This window comes from Amycolatopsis sp. N2S4-7, from assembly GCF_058119595.1.
In genome coordinates this window covers 1,500,091-1,519,844 of record NZ_CP172299.1, presented here as the reverse complement: position 1 = coordinate 1,519,844, position 19,754 = coordinate 1,500,091, and the positions used below count along the sequence as shown (strand labels likewise).

The 19,754-nt window shown below is 73.4% G+C and carries 14 protein-coding genes; 12 read left to right on the top strand and 2 right to left on the bottom strand.

Annotation, left to right across the window (positions count from 1 at the left end; genetic code table 11):
• The first annotated feature begins 348 nt into the window (after positions 1-348).
• Positions 349-3,981, top strand: a complete 3,633-nt coding sequence (metH, locus tag ACH54P_RS06900; protein ID WP_489911487.1) for a methionine synthase — start codon at positions 349-351, stop codon at positions 3,979-3,981.
• Here the strand turns inward: metH and ACH54P_RS06895 are convergent.
• Both ACH54P_RS06895 and ACH54P_RS06890 read right to left on the bottom strand, forming a co-directional pair.
• Entirely contained in the window at positions 3,963-5,120 is a 1,158-nt protein-coding gene (locus ACH54P_RS06895) for an FAD-dependent monooxygenase (RefSeq protein ID WP_489911486.1), read from the bottom strand. The two genes, metH and ACH54P_RS06895, sit on opposite strands and share 19 nt — an antisense overlap.
• 139 nt (positions 5,121-5,259) lie before the next feature.
• On the bottom strand, positions 5,260-6,672 hold the full coding sequence (locus ACH54P_RS06890; protein WP_489911485.1) for a PI-PLC domain-containing protein: 1,413 nt from the start codon (positions 6,670-6,672) through the stop codon (positions 5,260-5,262).
• Positions 6,673-6,971: 299 nt separating this feature from the next.
• Between ACH54P_RS06890 and ACH54P_RS06885 the strand changes: the two genes are divergently transcribed.
• From ACH54P_RS06885 to ACH54P_RS06835, 11 genes are all read left to right on the top strand, one after another.
• Positions 6,972-9,572: a helix-turn-helix transcriptional regulator gene (locus ACH54P_RS06885; RefSeq protein ID WP_489911484.1), complete on the top strand. Its 2,601-nt coding sequence runs from the start codon at positions 6,972-6,974 to the stop codon at positions 9,570-9,572.
• A 129-nt stretch (positions 9,573-9,701) separates the two neighbouring features.
• Complete coding sequence (locus ACH54P_RS06880) at positions 9,702-10,772, top strand: glycoprotein (protein WP_489911483.1); 1,071 nt, start codon at positions 9,702-9,704, stop codon at positions 10,770-10,772.
• 25 nt (positions 10,773-10,797) lie between these two features.
• Positions 10,798-12,639 carry a dynamin family protein gene (locus ACH54P_RS06875; protein ID WP_489911482.1) on the top strand — a complete coding sequence of 614 codons (1,842 nt, stop codon included), beginning with the start codon at positions 10,798-10,800 and terminating at the stop codon, positions 12,637-12,639.
• A complete protein-coding gene (locus tag ACH54P_RS06870; protein WP_489911481.1) occupies positions 12,636-14,114 on the top strand; it encodes a dynamin family protein in 1,479 nt (492 codons plus the stop codon). The genes ACH54P_RS06875 and ACH54P_RS06870 overlap by 4 nt, the downstream gene beginning before the upstream one ends.
• Complete coding sequence (locus ACH54P_RS06865) at positions 14,111-15,343, top strand: hypothetical protein (RefSeq protein WP_489911480.1); 1,233 nt, start codon at positions 14,111-14,113, stop codon at positions 15,341-15,343. The genes ACH54P_RS06870 and ACH54P_RS06865 overlap by 4 nt, the downstream gene beginning before the upstream one ends.
• Position 15,344: 1 nt before the next feature.
• On the top strand, positions 15,345-16,919 hold the full coding sequence (locus tag ACH54P_RS06860) for an Hsp70 family protein (protein WP_489911479.1): 1,575 nt from the start codon (positions 15,345-15,347) through the stop codon (positions 16,917-16,919).
• A gap of 23 nt (positions 16,920-16,942) precedes the next feature.
• Positions 16,943-17,272 (top strand): divalent-cation tolerance protein CutA, encoded by a 330-nt coding sequence (gene cutA, locus ACH54P_RS06855; protein ID WP_489911478.1) that lies wholly within the window; start codon positions 16,943-16,945, stop codon positions 17,270-17,272.
• Positions 17,273-17,281: 9 nt separating this feature from the next.
• Complete coding sequence (locus tag ACH54P_RS06850) at positions 17,282-17,983, top strand: RraA family protein (protein ID WP_489911477.1); 702 nt, start codon at positions 17,282-17,284, stop codon at positions 17,981-17,983.
• A 65-nt stretch (positions 17,984-18,048) separates the two neighbouring features.
• On the top strand, positions 18,049-18,513 hold the full coding sequence (locus ACH54P_RS06845) for a DUF6292 family protein (RefSeq protein WP_489911476.1): 465 nt from the start codon (positions 18,049-18,051) through the stop codon (positions 18,511-18,513).
• Between the two features lie 78 nt (positions 18,514-18,591).
• Complete coding sequence (locus ACH54P_RS06840; protein ID WP_489911475.1) at positions 18,592-19,239, top strand: response regulator; 648 nt, start codon at positions 18,592-18,594, stop codon at positions 19,237-19,239.
• 72 nt (positions 19,240-19,311) lie between these two features.
• Positions 19,312-19,710, top strand: a complete 399-nt coding sequence (locus ACH54P_RS06835; protein WP_489911474.1) for an ATP-binding protein — start codon at positions 19,312-19,314, stop codon at positions 19,708-19,710.
• Positions 19,711-19,754 lie beyond the last annotated feature (44 nt).

The following is a 19,754-nucleotide window of genomic DNA, read 5'->3' as shown; positions in this document are numbered from 1 at the left end:
TCCGACTGGGTACTTCGCGTGACCTACACTCGAGTGCCGGTCGAGTCGTGCTGGACGCCGCCCGGGTGAGCAGGCGGGGAGCAGAGCGGCGGTGGCCGCCGGGGCATGGTCGGTGTGCCCGGAAAAGCCGGAACGAGGGGTGGACCCAGTGATCCATTGTGGACGATCGAGTTCGGTGTCCCAGTCCGTGGACGCCCCGGCGGGGCGGGATGGCGTGCGCGGGTTCGGTTCCGATACCCTGGACCACAGGTCGAGAGGCGCTGCAACGGACCACCGCGTCCGCCACGCTCGACCGGGAACCACCACCCAAGGGCGCCTCCCGAGTGAGGGAGGCTGCCGGTGAACCCGATGACCCCGCGAGAGCCCGAGGCGACCGCGCGCCTGCGTGAGCTGCTCGACCAGCGGGTGGCGGTGCTCGACGGTGCCTGGGGCACCATGCTTCAGGGCGCCGGGCTGACCCCGGACGACTACCGCGGCGACCGCTTCGGCGAGCACACCCACGACGTCACGGGCGACCCCGACCTGCTGAACCTCACCCGCCCGGACGTCATCCTCGACGTGCACCGCCAGTACCTGGCCGCGGGCGCGGACATCACCACCACGAACACCTTCACCGCCACCAGCATCGGCCAGGCCGACTACGGGCTCCAGGCGCACGTCCGCGAGATGAACGTCCGCGGCGCGCAGATCGCCCGCCAGGCCGCCGACGAGGCGGGTGGCAAGTTCGTCGCCGGGTCGATCGGCCCGCTGAACGTCACGCTCAGCCTGTCGCCCCGGGTCGAGGACCCCGCGTACCGGGCGGTCACGTTCGACCAGGTCCGCGCCGCGTACGCCGAGCAGATCGCCGCGCTCGCCGAAGGCGGCGTCGACCTGCTGCTGATCGAGACGATCTTCGACACGCTGAACTGCAAGGCCGCGATCGCCGCCGCGCGCGACGTCGCGCCGCACCTGCCGCTGTGGATCTCCGTGACCATCGTCGACCTGAGCGGGCGGACGCTGTCCGGGCAGACCGTCGAGGCGTTCTGGAGCTCGATCGAGCACGCGAAACCGCTGATCGTCGGCGTCAACTGCTCGCTCGGGGCCGAAGAGATGCGCCCGCACGTCGAGGAGCTTTCCCGGATCGCCGACGCCTACGTCGCCTGCCACCCCAACGCCGGCCTGCCGAACGCGTTCGGCGGCTACGACCAGACGCCCGGCGAGACCGCCGGCCTGATCGGCGGGTTCGTCCGCGACGGCCTGGTCAACCTGGTCGGCGGCTGCTGCGGCACGACCCCGGCGCACATCGCCGAGATCGCCGCCGCGGCGGCCGGTGTCGGCCCGCGCCCGGTGCCCGCCCCGCGCACCCACACCCGCTTCAGCGGGCTCGAGCCGTTCGGCATCGGCCCCGACACCGGGTTCGTGATGATCGGCGAGCGCACCAACGTCACCGGCTCCAAGCGGTTCCGGCGGCTCATCGAGTCCGGCGACCACCAGGCCGCCGTCGACGTCGCGCTGGAGCAGGTCCGCGGCGGGGCCAACCTCCTCGACGTCAACATGGACGCCGACCTGCTCGACAGCGAGCAGGCGATGACGACGTTCCTCAACCTCATCGCCACCGAGCCCGAGGTGGCCCGGATCCCGGTGATGATCGACAGCTCCAAGTGGACCGTGCTCGAAGCCGGCCTGCGGTGCGTGCAGGGCAAGGGCGTGGTCAACTCGATCAGCCTGAAGGAGGGCGAGGAGCCGTTCCTCGCCCAGGCCCGCACCATCCGCGACTACGGCGCCGGCGTCGTCGTGATGGCCTTCGACGAGCAGGGCCAGGCCGACACCGCCGACCGCAAGGTGGCGATCTGCGGCCGCGCGTACGACCTGCTCACCCAGCAGGCGGGGTTCGCGGGCGAGGACATCATCTTCGACCCGAACGTCCTCGCCGTCGCCACCGGCATCGCCGAGCACAACGGCTACGCGAAGGCGTTCATCGAGGCGCTGCCCCGGATCAAGGAGCGCTGCCCGGGCGCCCGGACCAGCGGCGGCATCTCGAACCTGTCCTTCTCCTTCCGCGGCAACGACATCGTGCGCGAGGCGATGCACTCGGCGTTCCTGTTCCACGCCGTCAAAGCCGGGCTCGACATGGGCATCGTCAACGCCGGCCAGCTCGCGGTGTACCAGGACATCCCGGCGGACCTGCTCGAACTGGTCGAGGACGTGCTGTTCGACCGGCGCGAGGACGCGACCGACCGGCTGGTGAGCTTCGCCGAGAACGTCAAGGGCAGCGGCACCAAGCGCGTCGTGGACCTGTCCTGGCGCGAAGGCACCGTGGCGGAGCGGCTGTCGCACGCGCTCGTGCACGGCATCGTCGACTACATCGAGGAAGACACCGAAGAGGCGCGGCAGACGATGGCGCGGCCCCTCGAAGTCATCGAAGGCCCGCTGATGGACGGCATGAAGATCGTCGGCGACCTCTTCGGCGCTGGCAAGATGTTCCTGCCGCAGGTGGTCAAGAGCGCCCGCGTGATGAAGCGGTCGGTCGCCTACCTCGAGCCGTTCATGGAGGCCGAGAAGGAGGAGGCCCGGCTGGCGGGCCGCGCCGAGGTCTCGAACGGCCAGGGCAAGGTCGTGCTCGCCACGGTCAAGGGCGACGTGCACGACATCGGCAAGAACATCGTCGGCGTCGTGCTCGGCTGCAACAACTACGAGGTGATCGACCTCGGCGTGATGGTGCCGGCGGCGAAGATCCTCGACACCGCCGTGACCGAAGGCGCCGACGCGGTCGGGCTGTCCGGCCTGATCACGCCGTCGCTGGACGAGATGGTCTCGGTCGCCACCGAGATGCAGCGCCGCGGCCTGAAGATCCCGCTGCTGATCGGCGGCGCGACGACGTCCCGCCAGCACACCGCGGTCCGCATCGCGCCCGCCTACGACAACGCCACGGTGCACGTGCTCGACGCGTCGCGCGTGGTCGGCGTCGTGTCCGACCTGCTCGACCCGGACCGCTCGGTCGTGCTGGCCGAGAAGAACCGGGCCGACCAGGAAGTGCTGCGGGAGCAGCACGCGAGCAAGCAGCGCCGCCCGATGCTCAGCCTCGAGCAGGCCCGCGCGAACCCCGAGCGCGTGTCGTTCGACGACCTGCCGACCCCGGCGTTCACCGGCCTGCGCGTGCTGACGCCGTCGATCACCGAGCTGCGCGAGATGATCGACTGGCAGTTCCTGTTCCTCGCCTGGGAGCTCAAGGGCAAGTACCCGGCGATCCTCGAGCAGCCGGTCGCCCGCGAGCTGTTCGACGACGCGAACACCCTGCTCGACCGGATCATCGCCGACGGCAGCCTGACCGCGAAGGGCGCGTACGCGTTCTGGCCCGCGCACAGCGACGGCGACGACATCCTCCTCGACGGCGAGTACGCCCACGTCCGGTTCCCGATGCTGCGGCAGCAGACGTCGAAGCCGGCCGACCGCGCGAACCGCTGTCTCGCCGACTACGTCGCCCCCGCCGGCGACCACCTCGGCGGGTTCGCCGTCGCCATCCACGGCGCCGAGGACCTGGCCGCGCGGTTCGAGGCCGAGCAGGACGACTACCGCGCGATCATGGTCAAGGCCCTGGCCGACCGGCTCGCCGAGGCGTTCGCCGAGCACATCCACCTGCGGGCCCGCCGCGACTGGTTCGAGCCGGACGCCCAGCCGCTGCTGGAGGACCTGCACGCGGAGCGGTTCCGCGGCATCCGCCCGGCGCTCGGCTACCCGGCCAGCCCCGACCACAGCCAGAAGCGCGAGCTGTTCGAGCTGCTGGAGGCCGACGAGCTGGGCATGGGGCTGACGGAGTCGTACGCGATGACGCCGGCGGCGAGCGTGTCCGGGCTGATCTTCGCGCACCCGGACTCGAAGTACTTCACCGTCGGCCGGCTGGGCCGGGACCAGATCGAGGACTACGCGCGCCGCAAGGGCGTCGAGCGGTCCGAGGTCGAGCAGTGGCTCCGGCCGAACCTGGCCTACGAGCCGGAGGCGTAGTCCTCGAGGTCGATGTCCGTGGCGAACCGGTCGGTCGCCTCGAGCATCAGGCGGAGCAGGAAGCGGGACTTGAACGTCCAGTCCCGCAGCCTGATCCGGAGCCGGGACGGCGGCGCGAGGAACGGGCCCGCGCTGCCGCGCCGCGAGACCTTCGCGTAGCCGCGGAGCTGCTCCTCGTAGCGGGCGAAGGCGACCCGGTGGTCGCCGCCCGCGGCGAGGAGCTCGCCGGCGAGCACGTAGGCACCCACGATCGCCAGCCCGGTCCCGAAGCCGCCCAGGGTGTTGCCGTACGCGGCGTCGCCGAGCAGGACGACGCGGCCGCGGGCGTAGTGGTCGATCGTGACCCGGCTGAGGGAGTCCAGGTAGAACTCGCGAGCCTCCGGGAGCTTCGCCACCAGCTCGGGCACCCGCCAGCCGGCGCCCTGGTAGGCGTCGATCAGGAGCTCACGCTGCCGCCCGGCGTCGGTGCGGTCGTAGTCCAGCTCCGGTGAGGCGAACACGAAGAACGCCGACGCCTTCGGCCCGCCGACCGCCACCATCCGGCCGGGCTCGTTGTACATCACCGGCTCGCCGCCCCCGACGTCCTCGCCGAGTTCGGCCAGGGCGTAGTAGTGGCCGAGGAACCGGACGAAGCCGCGTTCCGGGCCGAAGGCCAGCCGCCGGACGTTCGAGTGGATGCCGTCGGCGCCGACGACGAGGTCGAACCGGCGCGGCTCGGCGTGCGCGAAGCGGACGTCGACGCCGCCAGGGGTCTCGGTCAGCGCCGTGATGGTGTCCCCGAAGAGGTACTCGCAGTGCGGGGCGGTCCGCTCGTACAGGATCGCGGCCAGGTCGCCGCGGCGGATTTCGATCTCACCGCCGGTGAACTCGCCGGGGATCACCGCCCGGGCCCGCCCGCCGGCGTCGATGATCGTCTGGTCCTGGCCGCCCGTCTGGCGGCGGACGACCTCGTCGAGGATGCCCATGCGGTCCAGGACGGTCCGGTGGGTGGCGCCCTTGAAGTCGACGGCCTGGCCGCCGGGCCGCACCGCGGGGGCGCGTTCGACGACGGTGACGGTGCAGCCGTGCCGGGTCAGCCAGAGCGCCAGCGCGGGCCCGGCGATGCTCGCGCCGGAGATGAGGACGGAGAGGTTCTTCATGCGGCGAAGCCTCGCCGCGGCCGCTTACCGGTCCCTGTCGAAGGGCTGACGGCCCCCGTCAGCGAGGCGGTGCGCCGTGCCCTGGCCCGGACCGCCGCCGACGCGGTGCTCGGCGACGTCCGGGCCGGGACGCGGTGCTCTACTCCACCGCGCCGTTCTGGGTGAGCAGGGTCCGGTACCAGGCGTCGTACGGGTGGTTCGTCGCCGGGTAGTTCGCCAGGGGCGTGGTCGCCTCGCCCGCGGAATCGAAGTCCCAGCCGCGGACCAGCTTCCCCGCCTGACGGGCGGAGGTGATGAACGCCGACTCCGTCGCGGGCGCGCCGTAGAACAGGGCGCCCTGCTGGAGCTCCGCGCTGTCGCCCTTCTGGAACTCGTCGAACGCGACCTGCCGGTACCGGATCCGGTCGCCGGTGACGCGGTCGGTGTCGGCCCGCAGGGTCTGCGCCGGGGTCGGTCCGTCCGCGCCGGTCCACACCGTCACCACGCGGGTGCCGTTCGTGGCGGTGTCCTTGGCGAACCGCGCGTCGGACGTCTTGGCGTTGCCGGTCCACGACACCGCCGTACCCGACAGCGTGCCGGTCCACGTCCAGTTCTGGCTGCCGCTCTGGCTGCGGTGGATTTCCCGCAGCCGCGTCCCGGCCGGGTCGGTGAAGGCGACGGTCGGGAGCACGCCGTTGTCGTACTGGTGACTGGCCTGCCAGGTGATCTCGCCGTCCGCGCCGAGCTTGCCGACCCGGTACCAGAGCGTCGTCGCGCTCTGCGACTGGTGCACCTCGACGAGGTCGCCGTTGTCGTCGAGCGCGACGGCCGGGGTCTGGCCGCTGTCGTACTTCCCGTGCCGCAGCCAGGTGACCCGCCCGTCGGCGCCGTAGGTCCCGGTCCAGTACCAGAGCGCGCCGCCGCCGGAGTCGTGCACCTCGACGACCTGGCCGTGGCCGTTCAGCGCGACCGCCGGGTGGTAGCCGACGTCGCGTTTGTACTCGCCGCGGCTCGTGCCGTTGCCCGAGAGCAGGGGCAGCACGCGCCCGCGCAGCGCGTCCACCGTCGGCCGGCCCGCCGGGTAGTCCCGCGCCCGCAGCAGCCGCGCGCCGAACACGGACTCGAGCTCCTGGTTGAGCGCGGTCAGGTTGCCGGCCGCGTAGGACGGGTTGTCGGTCAGGTCGTCCTTCAGGTCGAGCATGACGACGATCGGCGCGGCGGCCGGGTGCTGCGCCGACCACGTGTTCACCGCGGTCAGCCAGTCGCGGAGGTGGTCGGACGCCGGGTTGCCGCCGCTGTGGTCGACGAGGTTGCCGGGCGCGTCGTGGCCGACCGCGTAGTCGTGGGCCGTGGCGTAGCCGTTGTCGTGCACGTCGAGCTCGAGGAAGCGGACACCCTGGTCGAGCTGCTGGGCGAGGGAGCTCTTGGCGCCGTCGACGTCGCCGGAATAGCTGTTGTGCGTGGCCCGGAACACCGAGGCGGTGAACGGCGGGCTCGCGGCGTGGGCCGTGGCCGGGGTCGGAACCGCGGCCGTCACCAGTGCGGCGACGGCGAGCGCGGGCAAGCGGGTCATCCTCGGATCCTCACGTCGGGGAACGGGGCGCGGTTCATCCTGGCCGTCCGGCGGGGCCGCTGTCTCGAACTCCGGGTGAAGAGTGGCGAAGAATCACCGGAAAACCGAATGATCACGGTGTCTTCCGCGGGGCCGGGAAATGCTCACGGAATAGGAGATCGAGTGTCCTTTATGTCACCTTTGCCGAGCCGCTTGGCGATTTATGCCAAATCGCTGGGCGAATTCGGTACTTCGGCGGGGCCGGCGTGGTCATTATCCGCAAGACGGTGGTGCGCGGACGCGCGCGGGGTGGGGAGGCAATGGGTGTGGGGAACGACTGGCCGCTCGTCGGCCGTGATCACGAACTGGCGTTCGCGCGCCGGGCACTGGCCGACGCCGAGGTGTGCGGGCTGCTGCTGACCGGGCGCGCGGGCGCCGGCAAGACGCGCCTGGCCAAGGTGCTGCTGGCCGAGCTGGCCGGCGCGGGCGCGCGCACGCACTGGGTGCGCGCGATGTCGTCCGCCTCGACCATCCCGTTCGGCGCCTTCGCGCACCTGCTGCCGGGCAGCGCCGACGGCACGGCGGACCGCGCGCACCGGCTCAACCAGGTCGCCGGCCACCTCACCCGCGGGGCGGAAGGACGGCGCCTGGTGCTCTGCGTCGACGACGCGCACCTGCTCGACGACCTGTCCGCGACGCTGGTGCACCAGCTGGCCGCGACCGCGTCGGCGTTCGTGATCGTGATCGCGCCGCACGGGGTGAGCGTGCCGGACCCGGTGTTCGCGATGTGGAAGGACCGCGTCGCCGAGCGGCTCGACGTCCGGGAGCTCACCCGCCCGCAGACCACCGAGCTGATCACCGCGGCGCTGGGCGGGCAGCTCGAAGACGGTGCGGAGCACCGGCTGTGGCACCTGTCCCTCGGCAACCCGCTGTTCCTGCGCGAGCTCGTGCAGGGCGGCCTGGACAGCGGCTCGCTGTCGGCCGTGGACGGGGTGTGGCGGTGGAGCGGCACCCTGACCGCGACCCCGCGGCTGGTCGAGCTGATCGAAACCCGCACCGACCGGGTCGACGCCGACGAACGGCGGCTGCTGGAACTGCTGGCCTTCGGGGAGCCGCTGGGCTGCGAACCGCTGGTCCGGCTCGGCGCCGGGCGCGTCCTCGCCTCGACCGAGCAGGCCGGGCTCGTCGTCTCGGAACGCACCGGACGGCGGCTGAACGTCCGGCTCGCGCACCCGCTCTACGCCGAGGTGATCCGGCGCCGGACGTCCCCGCTGCGCCAGCGCGACACCTACCGGATCCTCGCCCAGACCCTGGACCTCACCGGCGCGCGGCGCACCGAGGACAAGCCCCGGCTCGTGCGGTGGCGGCTGGCCGCCGGGCTGCCGATCGACCCGCAGCTCGTCCGTGCCGCGGCGGAAACCCTGCTGCGCAAGGACTTCCCGCAGGCCGAGCAGCTGGCGGCCGAAGCCGTCCGGTCGGGCGGCGGGTTCGGGGCGAAGTTCCTGCTCGCGCAGGTCCGGGTCGCCGGCGGGCGGCACGCCGACGCCGAGGCATTGCTCGCCGAACTCGCCGGCGAGACGGTGTCGGACGCGCAGCACGCCCGGGTCGCCGCAACCCGGGCGCGGAACCTGGCGTTCGGCCTGGACCGCGCGGAGGAGGCCGAAGCCGTGCTGGACACCGCGGAGACGATGGTGTCCGGCACCGCGGCCGCGGACGAGCTGGGGACCGCGCGGGCGGCGTTGCGCGCCGCGGCCGGTGCCTGCCGGACCGCCCTCGACCTGCTCGGGCCGGTTCTGGACCGCAACCGCCGCGGCGATCCGCTCCGGCTCGGGGCGCTGGTGGTCGCGGCCGGCGCCCTGGCCGACAGCGGGCGCACCGAGGCGTGCCTCGGCGTCGTGGACGAGGGACTGGCCATCGCGGCGCGGATCTCCGACGCGTCCGCGCCCGGGGCGACGGTCCGGCTCGAGCACGCCCGGATCGTCGCGCTGTGCCGGGCGGGCCGGCTCGAGGAAGCCGAAGACCTGGCCGGGGCCGGCTACCGGGACGCGGTCGGCGACCGCTGGGGCCCGGCCCTCGCCGGCGCGGCGGCGTCGCTCGGCACGGTCGCGCTCGCCTACGGCAACGTCCGGGGCGCGATCCGCCGGCTGCGGGAAGCCCTGGCGGCCGACGGGCACGACCAGCCGCACGAGTTCCGGCCCGCCGTCGCCGCGGCGCTGGCCAGGGCCACGGCGATGAGCGGGCGCCCGGAAGACGTGGACCTGCCGGGTCCGCTCGGCGGGTGGGCCCGAGCCTGGGCGGCCGCGGCGCGCGGCGAATCGTCCCGGGCCGCCGACCTCGCCGTCGAAGCCGCGGCCGCCGCCGAGGCGTCGGGCCGGTCCGGGCTCGCGGCCGAGATCCGGCACGACCTCGTCCGGTTCGGCGTGGACGCCGAGTGTTCCCCGGACGCCGGCGGACTGCTGGCGCCGCTGTACGCGGCGCACGCGCGGGCCCTGTCCTCGGCGAACGCGGCCGCGCTGGACGCCGTCGCGACGGAGTTCGCGGGGATCGGCGCGCGGCTGCTCGCCGCGGAAGCCGCGGCGCAGGCGTCCCGCGCCCACCGCGCCGCGGGGAAGCTCGGCAGCGCGGTCACCTCGGCGCGGCGGGCGCAGGCGTGGCTGGTGTCCTGTGAGGACGCTGTCACGCCGGCGCTGGCGCTGCTGGACACGCCGCTCGACCTGACGGTCCGCGAGCTGGAGATCGCCCGGCTGGTGGCGACCGGGCTCACCAGCCGCGCGGTCGCCGACCGGCTCGTCGTGTCGGTCCGGACGGTCGACAACGTCCTGCACGGCGTCTACGCGAAGCTGGGTATCTCCGGGCGCCGCGAGCTGGCCTCGGTAGTGGGCCGGCCGGAGCCGGGGAGTACTCCCGGCGACGGTCCATAGGTAGTCCCCGCCGGCCGCCGTCGCGAAGGCGAGTAGGCGCTACTCATGACCCGGGCGTCCCGCGGCCCAAGACTGGAAGACAACGGAGGGGCACCGGCTTCACCGATCCGAAGATCAGGAGTGCACACGATGACGACTTCATCGGGCGACGTTTTCCAGAACGAGCAGGGTTCGGGTGGTTCCGGGGGGAACCAGTTCAACGAGCAGGCGTCCGCGGGCGGTTCGGGGACCATTTTCCAGAACGAGCAGGGCTCGGGCGGCTCGGGTGGGAACCAGTTCAACGAGCAGGCTTCGACGGGTGGCCGCGGCGGCGACATCTTCCAGAACGAGCAGGGCGCCGGGCGCGGCGGCAACCAGTTCAACGAGCAGGCGTCGGCCGGTCACCACGGTGACGTGTTCCAGAACGAGCAGGGCTCGGGCGGCTACGGGGGCAACCAGTTCAACGAACAGGCCTCGACCGGCGGCTACGGCGGCTCGATCTTCCAGAACGAGCAGGGTTCCGGTGGCTCGGGTGGGAACCAGTTCAACGAGCAGGCTTCGACCGGCGGCCGCGGCGACATCTTCCAGAACCAGCAGGGTTCCGGCGGTCACGGTGGGAACCAGTTCAACGAGCAGGCCTCGACGGGCGGCCGCGGGGACATCTTCCAGAACCAGCAGGGTTCCGGTGGTCACGGTGGGAACCAGTTCAACGAGCAGGCCTCGACGGGCGGTCACGGGAGCATCTTCCAGAACGAGCAGGGTTCCGGTGGTCACGGTGGGAACCAGTTCAACGAGCAGGCTTCGACCGGCGGTCACGGGAGCATCTTCCAGAACGAGCAGGGTTCCGGCGGTCACGGTGGGAACCAGTTCAACGAGCAGGCCTCGACGGGCGGCCGCGGGGACATCTTCCAGAACCAGCAGGGCTCCGGTGGCCACGGTGGGAACCAGTTCAACGAGCAGGCTTCCACGGGCGGTCACGGGAGCATCTTCCAGAACGAGCAGGGCTCGGGTGGCCACGGGGGCAACCAGTTCAACGAGCAGGCTTCCACCGGCGGCCACGGCAACATCTTCCAGAACGAGCAGGCCCAAGGCCACGGCGGCAACCAGTTCAACGAGCAGGCGGCCACCGAGCACCACCACGGCCACGAGCACGAGCACCACCACCACGGCGGACACGACCACCACGCCGAGCACCACCACCACGACGCCGACCACTTCTGAGCCGGCGTAAGCAAAGGGAGCGGTCATGCAGGAGCCGAGCGGCGGGGGGCGCATCGCCCTCGACACCCTCGACCTCGCCGTCAAGGGTGCCCAGGCCTACGGGCGGGACGACCTCGTCCAGCGCCTCACCGACGCGCGGCGCCTGCTGTCCGAACCGGACGTCACCGTCTACGTCGTCGGGGAGTTCAAGCAGGGCAAGAGTTCCCTGATCAACGCCCTGCTGACCGCCAAGATCTGCCCGGTCGACGACGACATCGCGACCGCGGTGCCGACCGTCGTCCGGTACGCGCCGGAGTCCGGGGCACTGGCGACCTACGAGCCGGCCGACCCGTCGTCGCCGCCGTGGACCGAGCGGATCTCCCTCGACGACCTGCCCAGCCACGTGAGCGAAGCCGGGAACCCCGGCAACCTCCGCAAGCTGAAGTCGGTCACCGCGTCGATCAGCCGCCAGCTGCTTTCCGGCGGGCTGGTGCTGGTCGACACCCCCGGCGTCGGCGGGCTCGGCTCGCTGCACAACGCCGTCACGGTCAGCTCCCTGCCGCGGGCGCACGCGGTGCTCTTCCTGTCCGACGCGTCCCAGGAGCTGACCGGCGCCGAGCTGCGGTTCCTCCGGACGGTGCAGGAACTCTGCCCCACCGTCTTCTTCGTCCTCACCAAGATCGATCTCCACCCGCAGTGGCGGCGGATCCTCGAGCTCAACGCCGGCCACCTCGACGCGTGCGGGATCGCCATCGACACCGTCGCCGTGTCGTCGGAGCTGCGCACCGTCGCGGCCCGCTCGGCCGACCAGGACATGAACGTCGAATCCGGCTTCCCGCAGCTGGTCAAGCGCCTGCAGGGTGTGGTCGGCGACGCCGAGCGGTCCGCGCTGAACGCCGTCGGCCTGCACGTCGGGTCCGCGGTCGGGCAGCTGCACGCGGCCCTGCGCGCCCGGCGCACGTCGCTCGCCCACCCCGAACAGTCCGCCGCGCTCGTCGCGGAGCTGGAGCGGGTGAACGACCGCGTCGACGCGCTGCGCAGCCAGTCCGCGAAGTGGCAGCAGCTGCTCTTCGACGGCTTCGCCGACATCTCGTCCGATGTGGACTACGACCTGCGCGCCCGCTCCCGCGGGGTGCTGCACGAGGCCGAAGAGGCCATCGAGGACGGCGACCCCGCGAAGAACTGGACCGAGTTCGAGAAGTGGCTGCGCCAGCGCCTGGCGAACGAGACGCTGGAGAACTACGCGGGGTTCGTCAAGCAGGCCCGCGGCCTCGCCGCCCGCGTCGCCGAGCACTTCGAGCTCGCCGAGTCGCAGGCCGTGCTGCCGCGCGAGGTCCGGGCACCCGTGACGGTCGTCGAGGAGATCGGCATCGACTCGTCCTTCACCGGGGTGAAGACCCGCGGCGCCACCGGGATGGCCGCGTTCCAGAAGGCCTACAGCGGGTTCCTGATGTTCTCCATGCTCACGAAGATGGCCGCGCTGGCCATCCCGACCCCGTTCGGTGTCGCGGCCGGCCTGCTGATGGGGCGCTCGGGCTTCATGGACGAACGCAAGCGGCAGCTGGAGAAGCGCCGCACGCTGGCGAAGACCGCGGTCCGCCGGTTCGTCGACGAGTTCAACCTCCAGGTGGGCAAGGACTCCCGCGACGCGATGCGGACCGTCCAGCGCGAACTGCGCGACGCCTACAGCGCGCGCGTGGAAGAACTGCAGCGTTCCCTGACCGAAGCGCTGGCCGCGGCGAAGAAGGCCGTGGTCGACGACGAGGCCGAGGCGGGCGAGCTCAAGCGGCTGGAGGCCGACATCGAAGCCCTCGAAGTGCTCGGCCGCCGCGCGGACGAGCTGACCACGCGCAGCGCCCCGAAGCCGGTCCCGGCGGTGACGCGATGACCCCGCCGCTGTACTTCCAGGTCCGCGGGTTCGTCGCCCGCGCCTGCGCCGGGTACGCCGGCACCCCGGCCGAGCCCGTGCTGCGGCAGATCGCCGGCCGGCTGGCCGAACCGCTGCGCGTCGCGATCGCCGGCCGCGTCAAGGCCGGGAAGTCCACGCTGCTCAACGCGCTGGTCGGCCAGGAACTGGCGGCGACGGACGCGGGGGAGTGCACCCGCGTCGTCACCTGGTACCGCAACGGCCCGACCTACCGGATCATGCTGCACCCGGTCCGCGGGATGCCCCGGCAGCTGCCGTTCGGCCGCCTCTCCGGCACGCTCGGCCTCGAGCTCGGCATGGCGCCCGAAGACGTCGACCGGCTCGTCGTCGACTGGCCGTCGCCGGCCCTGCGCGCGATGACCCTGATCGACACGCCCGGGCTCGGCTCGGCGCGCTCGGCCGTCTCCGAACGCACCGAGGTGGCGCTGGTGCCCGAGGGTGACGGCGTGGGCACCGCGGACGCGGTCGTCTACCTGATGCGGCACGTGCACGGCGACGACGTCCGGTTCCTCGAAGCGTTCCACGACGACCCGGCTCAGCGGCGGCCGGTGAACACCATCGGCGTGCTCGCGAAGGCCGACGAGGTCGGGCACGCCCGGGTCGACGCGCTGGACTCGGCCGCGCAGATCGCCGCCCGGTACGCCCGCGACCCGCGGGTCCGGGGGCTCTGCCAGACCGTCGTGCCGGTGGCGGGCCTGCTGGCCGGCTCGGCCGCGTCGCTCAAGGAGTCCGAGTACCGCGCGTTCCGGCTGCTGGCGGCCGCCCCCGAAGCCGAGGTGGCGCGGCTGCTGACGTCGGCCGACCGGCTCGCCCGCGCCGAGTCCGAAGTGGACGTTCCCGCCGCCGAACGCGCCGGGCTGCTCGCCCGCTACGGCCTCTTCGGCGTCCGGCTGGCGGTCGAGCTGACCCGCGGCGGCCACGTGAGCGGCGCCCGGGCGCTGTCGGGGGAGCTGCTGGCCCGCAGCGGCCTGCACCGCCTGCGGGCGCTGCTGACCACCCAGTTCGCCGCGCGGGCCGACGTGCTCAAGGCGCGCTCCGCGCTGCAGGCGGTGGAACCGGTGCTGCGCGCCTACCCGGACCGCACCGGCGGGTTGCTGCACGAATGGGAACGGATCGTCGCCGGCGCGCACGAGTTCGCCGAGATCCAGCTGATCGACTCGATCCGCCTCGGCGTCGTCCTGTTCACCGGCGACGAAGCCCGCGACGCGGAACGCCTGCTCGGCGCGGCCGGGGTGGACGTGCCGAGCCGGCTGGGGCTGCCGGCCGACGCGGGCCGCGCCGCGATCCGGCAGACGCTCGGCACGCAGCTGCTGAGGTGGCAGCGGCGTGCCGAGCACCCCGCGTCGCCGCGTGACGTCCGGGACGCCGCCCGCGTCCTCGTCCGCACCTGCGAAGGAATCCTGCTCAGCGAAGCCAGGGCGGAGGTCCTGTCGTGAACGACCACCCGAAGTCGAAGATCAAGCGGGCGGTGGCGGCCGCCGCGGGCGCCGTCGCGTCCGAAGTCGCCGGCAACGCGCTGACGCCGGGAGGAACCCCGACTCCGCAGCCCGAAGCCGCCGCCGCGGAGACCCCGCACGACGCCCCCGCCCACGAGTACGTGCCCGAAGTCGAGACCAGCACCGTCACCCGGGGCGAGGACGGTCACGTGGAGGCGCGGACCGGCACGGTCTGGCACCCGGAGACCACCGGCGGCCTGCCGCTGGAGGACCTGCCGACCGTCGAGGAGTTCGAGCAGATCGAGGTCCGCGAAGACGAGTTCGGCAACTTCGTCATCGACGCGACCGAGCGGTTCGTGGTGCACGACCACGGTCACGACGAGGTGTACACCGACCACCAGCACATCGTCGTGCCGGGGGACGGGACGCCCGGCGACACGGACATCGACATCGTCCAGGACGCCGACGTCGTCATCCACGAGAACCCGGACGGCACGATCACCGTGGAGCACGAGGGTTCGCTGACCTACGAGCTGACGCCCGACGCGCCGGGCCACGGCGACATCGAGGTGTTCCAGGAGGAGACGGTCGTCCTCGACGAAGCCGAAACCGGGCCGCCCGGCATCGAGGTCGGCGTCACCGTGGACGAGCAGGCGAAGGCCGACAACCCGTTCGGCGAGCCCGCCGGGCCGGCCATCCACCAGACCGAGGTGATCGCCGACAAGGGCCGTGGCGCCACGATCACCGCGCAGGTCACCGCGCCCTCGCCGGCGCTGCCCGGGACACCCGCCCCGCCGGTCGTGACGTTCAGCCGTCAGCCGTCCACTGTGGACGCAGGGACGCCGCAGCCGATCGCGGTCGGGACCACGACGATGGCGGCGTCGAACACGCTCGCCGACCACCCGGTGGCGAGGCACAGTTTCGCCACCGATCCCGGACCGGTGCGCCACGACGCGGGCGAGGTCACCGGCACCCGGGCGCACCCCGTGGAGAAGGAGCACCCGTTCGAGCCACCGCGGCACCGCGAGCCGGAGCCCGGCGACCGGCCGGAACCCGACCACGCACCGGACGCGGGCCACCCGCCGGACGACCCGGCGCCGGAACCGCACGACCCGCCCCCGCCGGAGCCACCCGGCCCGCCGGTACCCGAAGACCACCTCGAGGAACCGGACCGGGTTCCGGACCAGCACCCGACTTTGGACCACGCGCACGCGGACGGCGGAGGCTGACATGGGCTACGGACTGGGCATCGACCTCGGCACGACCTTCACGGCCGCCGCCGTCGACCGTGCCGGCCACGTCGAAATGGTGTCGCTCGGCGACCGCACGGCGGCCATCCCGTCGGTGGTGCTGCTGCGGGCAGACGGCGGCGTGCTGGCCGGGGACGCGGCGAGCCGGCGCGCGTCCGTCGAACCGGACCGCGTGGCGCGGGAGTTCAAGCGGCGCCTCGGCGACCCGACGCCGGTGCTGCTCGGCGGCGCACCGCATTCGGTGGCCTCGCTGATGGCCCACCTGCTCGGGTACGTGGTGCGGACGGTCGCCGGGCAGCAGGGCGGCCGCCCCGACCGGATCACCCTGACCCACCCGGCGAACTGGGGGCCCTACAAGCGGGAGCTGTTCGAGCAGGTGCCCCGGCTGACCGGGATCGACCGCGTCGGCCTGGTCACCGAGCCCGAAGCCGCGGCGGCGCACTACGCGGCCCAGGAACGCCTGGACGACGGCGCCGTCGTCGCGGTGTACGACCTCGGCGGCGGCACCTTCGACGCGACCGTGCTCCGCAAGCGCGGGGGCGGGTTCGAGATCCTCGGCACCCCGGAGGGCATCGAGGGCCTCGGCGGCGTCGACTTCGACGAAGCCGTCTTCGGGCACGTCGACCGCGCGCTCGACGGGAAGCTCTCGCAGCTCGACCCGGACGACCCGGGCGCGGTGGCCGCGGTCGTGCGGCTGCGCCAGGAGTGCGTGCTGGCGAAGGAAGCCCTGTCCGCCGACACCGAAACCGCCGTCCCGGTGCTGCTGCCGTCGGTGCAGACCGAGGTGCGGCTGACCCGCGGCGAGTTCGAGGAGATGATCCGCCCGTCGATCACCGCGACCATCGGCTCGCTGCACCGGGCGCTGCGCTCGGCGAACCTGCGCCCGGCCGACCTCGGCGCGGTGCTGCTGGTCGGCGGCTCCTCGCGGATCCCGCTGGTCTCCCGGCTGGTGTCGGCCGAGCTCGGCCGGCCCACCGCGGTCGACATCCACCCGAAGTACGGCGTCGCGCTCGGCGCCGCGGCACTGGCCTCCGGCCGGTCCGGGCGGGTGCAGGCGACGCGGTCGCAGCCGGCGGTCCGGCCCGTCCCGCCGCCGGAGCCGCCACGGGTGCCCGCGCCCCGCGAGGAAATCCGCGCGATGGCGACGCCGGGGTTCGGTGCCGGGGCGCCGCCGCCGTCGCTCGGACGCGGCAAGGCCGACGGCTCGAGCCCGGGACGGCGCGCTTCGCGCCGCGGGGTGGTCATCGGCCTGTGCGCGGTCGCGGTGGTGGCGATCGGCGGGGTCGCCGTCGCGGTGAGCAACTCCGGCGGCAGCCCGTCCGGTGGCACGACCCCGCCGGCGTCGGGTTCGGCGAGCGAGACGCCGAGCCTCGTGACGGTGCCGTCCCCGGAAGAACCGCAGACCACCCACACGACGGCGGCGCCCCCGCGGACGAACCCGCCGGCGACCACCCGGCGCAAGACGCCCACCCGCACCACCACGCCGACCCGCACCACGACCCCCACGACGACCCCCACACCGCCGTCCACGACGAGCACGAAGGCCACGACCTGAACCCGCGCCGGTAACCTCGCGGAATGGCGGCAGAGCACGTGATCGTGACGTCCACGACCGATTCCGAGGCGGCGGCCCGCGACCTGGCCGCGCAGGCGGTGGAAGCGCGGCTGGGGGCCTGTGCCCAGGTCGTCGGCCCGATCACCAGCGTCTACCGGTGGGACGGCGCGATCCGGACCGACCAGGAGTGGCGCGTCGAGATCAAGACGACCGCCGACCGGGTGCCCGCGCTGACCGAACGCATCCGGGAACTCCACGGCTACGACCTGCCCGAGGTGATCGCCACCCCGATCGTCGGCGGCAGCGCCGCGTACCTGGCGTGGGTGACCACCGAAACGCACAACGGTGGTTAGCTGTCCGCCATGGACGACCTGAGAACGCGCTTCGCGACGCTGACCACCGCCCACCTCGCCGACGCGTGCATCCGTGCCGGGCTCCCGGTGCGCTGCGCACCGCCGCCGACCCGCGCGGTGGTGCCGGGCACCCGCCTGCTCGGCCCGGCGGTCCCGGCCCGGCACGTCGGCAGCGTCGACGTCTTCCTGGAGGCGTTCGGAACCGCCACCCCCGGCGGGGTGCTGGTGGTCGACAACGGCGGCCGCCTCGACGAGAGCTGCGTCGGCGACCTCGTGGTGCTCGAGGCGCGCGCCGCCGGGCTGTCCGGGGTGGTGATCTGGGGCCTGCACCGCGACACCGCCGACATCCGGGCCATCGGGCTCCCCGTGTTCAGCCTCGGCTCGATCCCCACCGGCCCGCTGGGCCTGGGCCCGCGCGTCGACGGCGGGCTGGCCGAAGCGGTCGTCGGCCCCTGGCGGATCGGGCCGTCGGACCTGGTGCTGGGCGACGACGACGGCGTCCTCTTCGTCCCGCTGGCCCGCGCCGGTGAGCTGTTCACGCTCGCCGAGACGATCCGCGACACCGAACGCCGCCAGGCCGACCGGATCCGGGCCGGCGAGCCGCTGCGCGAGCAGGTCCGCTTCGGGGACTTCCTCGCGGCGCGCGAAGCGGACCCGGCCCTGACCTTCCGCGCGCACCTGCGTGCCGTCGGTGGCGCGATCGAGGAGTAACCCGGAAGTGTGATCGTCGCTCGAACGGGGTATTCCGGCGCTGCGGCGGCGCGGGAGGCGAGAACATGGACACCCTCATCGACTTCGGCAGGGACATCGAGTACCACTTCGCCCGGGGCCTGCGCGCCTACCTCGCCCGGGTCGCCCGCGCCGTCGGCGTCGGGTTCGAGTCGTGTTCGCTCGACCTCGACGTGCCCAGCTCCGGGTACGTCGCCCTCGACCGGCGGCTCCCGGACCTGCCGGGGCACGACCTGGCCCTCATCTGGGACGAGGTGCACGGCTGGTCGGCGGTCGTCGAGCCCGCGGGTGCCGGTGCGGCGAAGGTGCTCGCCTACCTCGGCGGCGACGAAGTGCTGCCGCCGCCGCGCGCGGTCGCCCGGTTCCTCGAGCTGCTGCGGGTCGCCGGGCCGCCGGCCGGCTCGTTCCGCCCGCCGGTGTTCCGCGCGGCGGGTCACCACGAGGACCTCGTCGACTGGCTTCCGGTCACCGGCCCCGAAGGGTTGCTGCGGCCGAGTTCCCCGGCCTGGTGACGAGCGCCGCCACCGCGGGAAGCCGCGGCGCCGACCGCCTAGGATGGGCCGTCCGCGACCGTCCAGCGAGGGAACTCCGTGAGCAGCGCCGATGAACCCAGTCCCGTCCGCGTCCTCCTCGTGGAGGACCACGACATGGTCGCCGAGGCGCTGCAGCTCGCCCTCGACCGCGCCGCCGGGATCACCGTGGTCGGCCGCGCCCGGTCCCGGGCGGAGGCCGTCGCCGACGCGCGCGAGCACGAACCGGATGTCGTCGTGCTCGACCGGCGGCTCGCCGACGGTGACGCCCTCGGCGTCATCGCGGAGCTCGGGGCGGGGGGCGCGCGGGTGCTGGTGCTGACCGGCGACGCGACCCCGGCGGTCGCCGTGCAGGTGGCCAAGGCGGGCGGGGCCGGTCTGCTGCTCAAGTCGTCGCAGCTCGGCGTGCTGGAGTCCGCCGTGCGGGACGTGGCCGCCGGCGGGGTCGTGTTCGACCCGGAGCTGCTGCCCGGGGTCTTCGACCGGCTCACCGGCCGGGTGTCCGAGGGCGGCGCGGCGCTGACCGCGCGCGAGCGCGAAACCCTCGACCTGCTCGCGGAGGGCGCCACCACCGACGAGATCGGACGGCGGCTGGGCGTCTCCCGCAACACCACGCGCAACCACGTCCAGCGGGTGCTGGAGAAGCTCGGGGCGCGGTCGAAGCTCGAAGCCGTCGCCGTGGCCCGCCGGGAGGGCCTCATCGGCTGATGCAGCTGCATCAGCCGCGGGGTGGCGGTTTGCATCTCGTGCGAACCGGCGGCGTCGCGCACGCTGGACGGCGTGAACACCCCGGCCCCTCTCACCGCGGAGTGCGCCCTGACCGACCTGGCGGGCGGGCTCGCCGTCGTGCGCCGGTTCACCCGGCTCACCCTGCTGGCCTGGGCCGGTGACGTCGCCGTCGAGGACGCTCTGCTGGTCGTCACCGAGCTCGCGACGAACGCCCTGCAGCACGGTGGCGGTCACCCGGTCCTGCGGTTGAGCATGGGCGACGCGCACGTCCGCGTCGAGGTGTTCGACGACGACCCGGCACCCCCGGTGCGACGGCGCGCGGGCGCCGACGGGGGCTGGGGCCTCGCCCTGGTGGAGCGCCTGTCCCTGGCGTGGGGAACCGCGCGCCAGGGCCACGGGAAGGTGGTCTGGTGTGCGCTGCCCGCCACGTCCGCCGAACTCGCCGGCTGAGCCGCGCGCGCCGCGCCGCGCCGGCCGCGCGGTCATCCGGCAGA

What these genes read in the sequence shown, in the direction of transcription:
- metH (WP_489911487.1), top strand. Translation starts at nt 349, where the DNA reads ATGACCCCGCGAGAGCCCGAGGCGACCGCGCGCCTGCGTGAGCTGCTC.
- ACH54P_RS06895 (WP_489911486.1), bottom strand. Translation starts at nt 5,120, where the DNA reads ATGAAGAACCTCTCCGTCCTCATCTCCGGCGCGAGCATCGCCGGGCCC.
- ACH54P_RS06890 (WP_489911485.1), bottom strand. Translation starts at nt 6,672, where the DNA reads ATGACCCGCTTGCCCGCGCTCGCCGTCGCCGCACTGGTGACGGCCGCG.
- ACH54P_RS06885 (WP_489911484.1), top strand. Translation starts at nt 6,972, where the DNA reads ATGGGTGTGGGGAACGACTGGCCGCTCGTCGGCCGTGATCACGAACTG.
- ACH54P_RS06880 (WP_489911483.1), top strand. Translation starts at nt 9,702, where the DNA reads ATGACGACTTCATCGGGCGACGTTTTCCAGAACGAGCAGGGTTCGGGT.
- ACH54P_RS06875 (WP_489911482.1), top strand. Translation starts at nt 10,798, where the DNA reads ATGCAGGAGCCGAGCGGCGGGGGGCGCATCGCCCTCGACACCCTCGAC.
- ACH54P_RS06870 (WP_489911481.1), top strand. Translation starts at nt 12,636, where the DNA reads ATGACCCCGCCGCTGTACTTCCAGGTCCGCGGGTTCGTCGCCCGCGCC.
- ACH54P_RS06860 (WP_489911479.1), top strand. Translation starts at nt 15,345, where the DNA reads ATGGGCTACGGACTGGGCATCGACCTCGGCACGACCTTCACGGCCGCC.
- cutA (WP_489911478.1), top strand. Translation starts at nt 16,943, where the DNA reads ATGGCGGCAGAGCACGTGATCGTGACGTCCACGACCGATTCCGAGGCG.
- ACH54P_RS06850 (WP_489911477.1), top strand. Translation starts at nt 17,282, where the DNA reads ATGGACGACCTGAGAACGCGCTTCGCGACGCTGACCACCGCCCACCTC.
- ACH54P_RS06845 (WP_489911476.1), top strand. Translation starts at nt 18,049, where the DNA reads ATGGACACCCTCATCGACTTCGGCAGGGACATCGAGTACCACTTCGCC.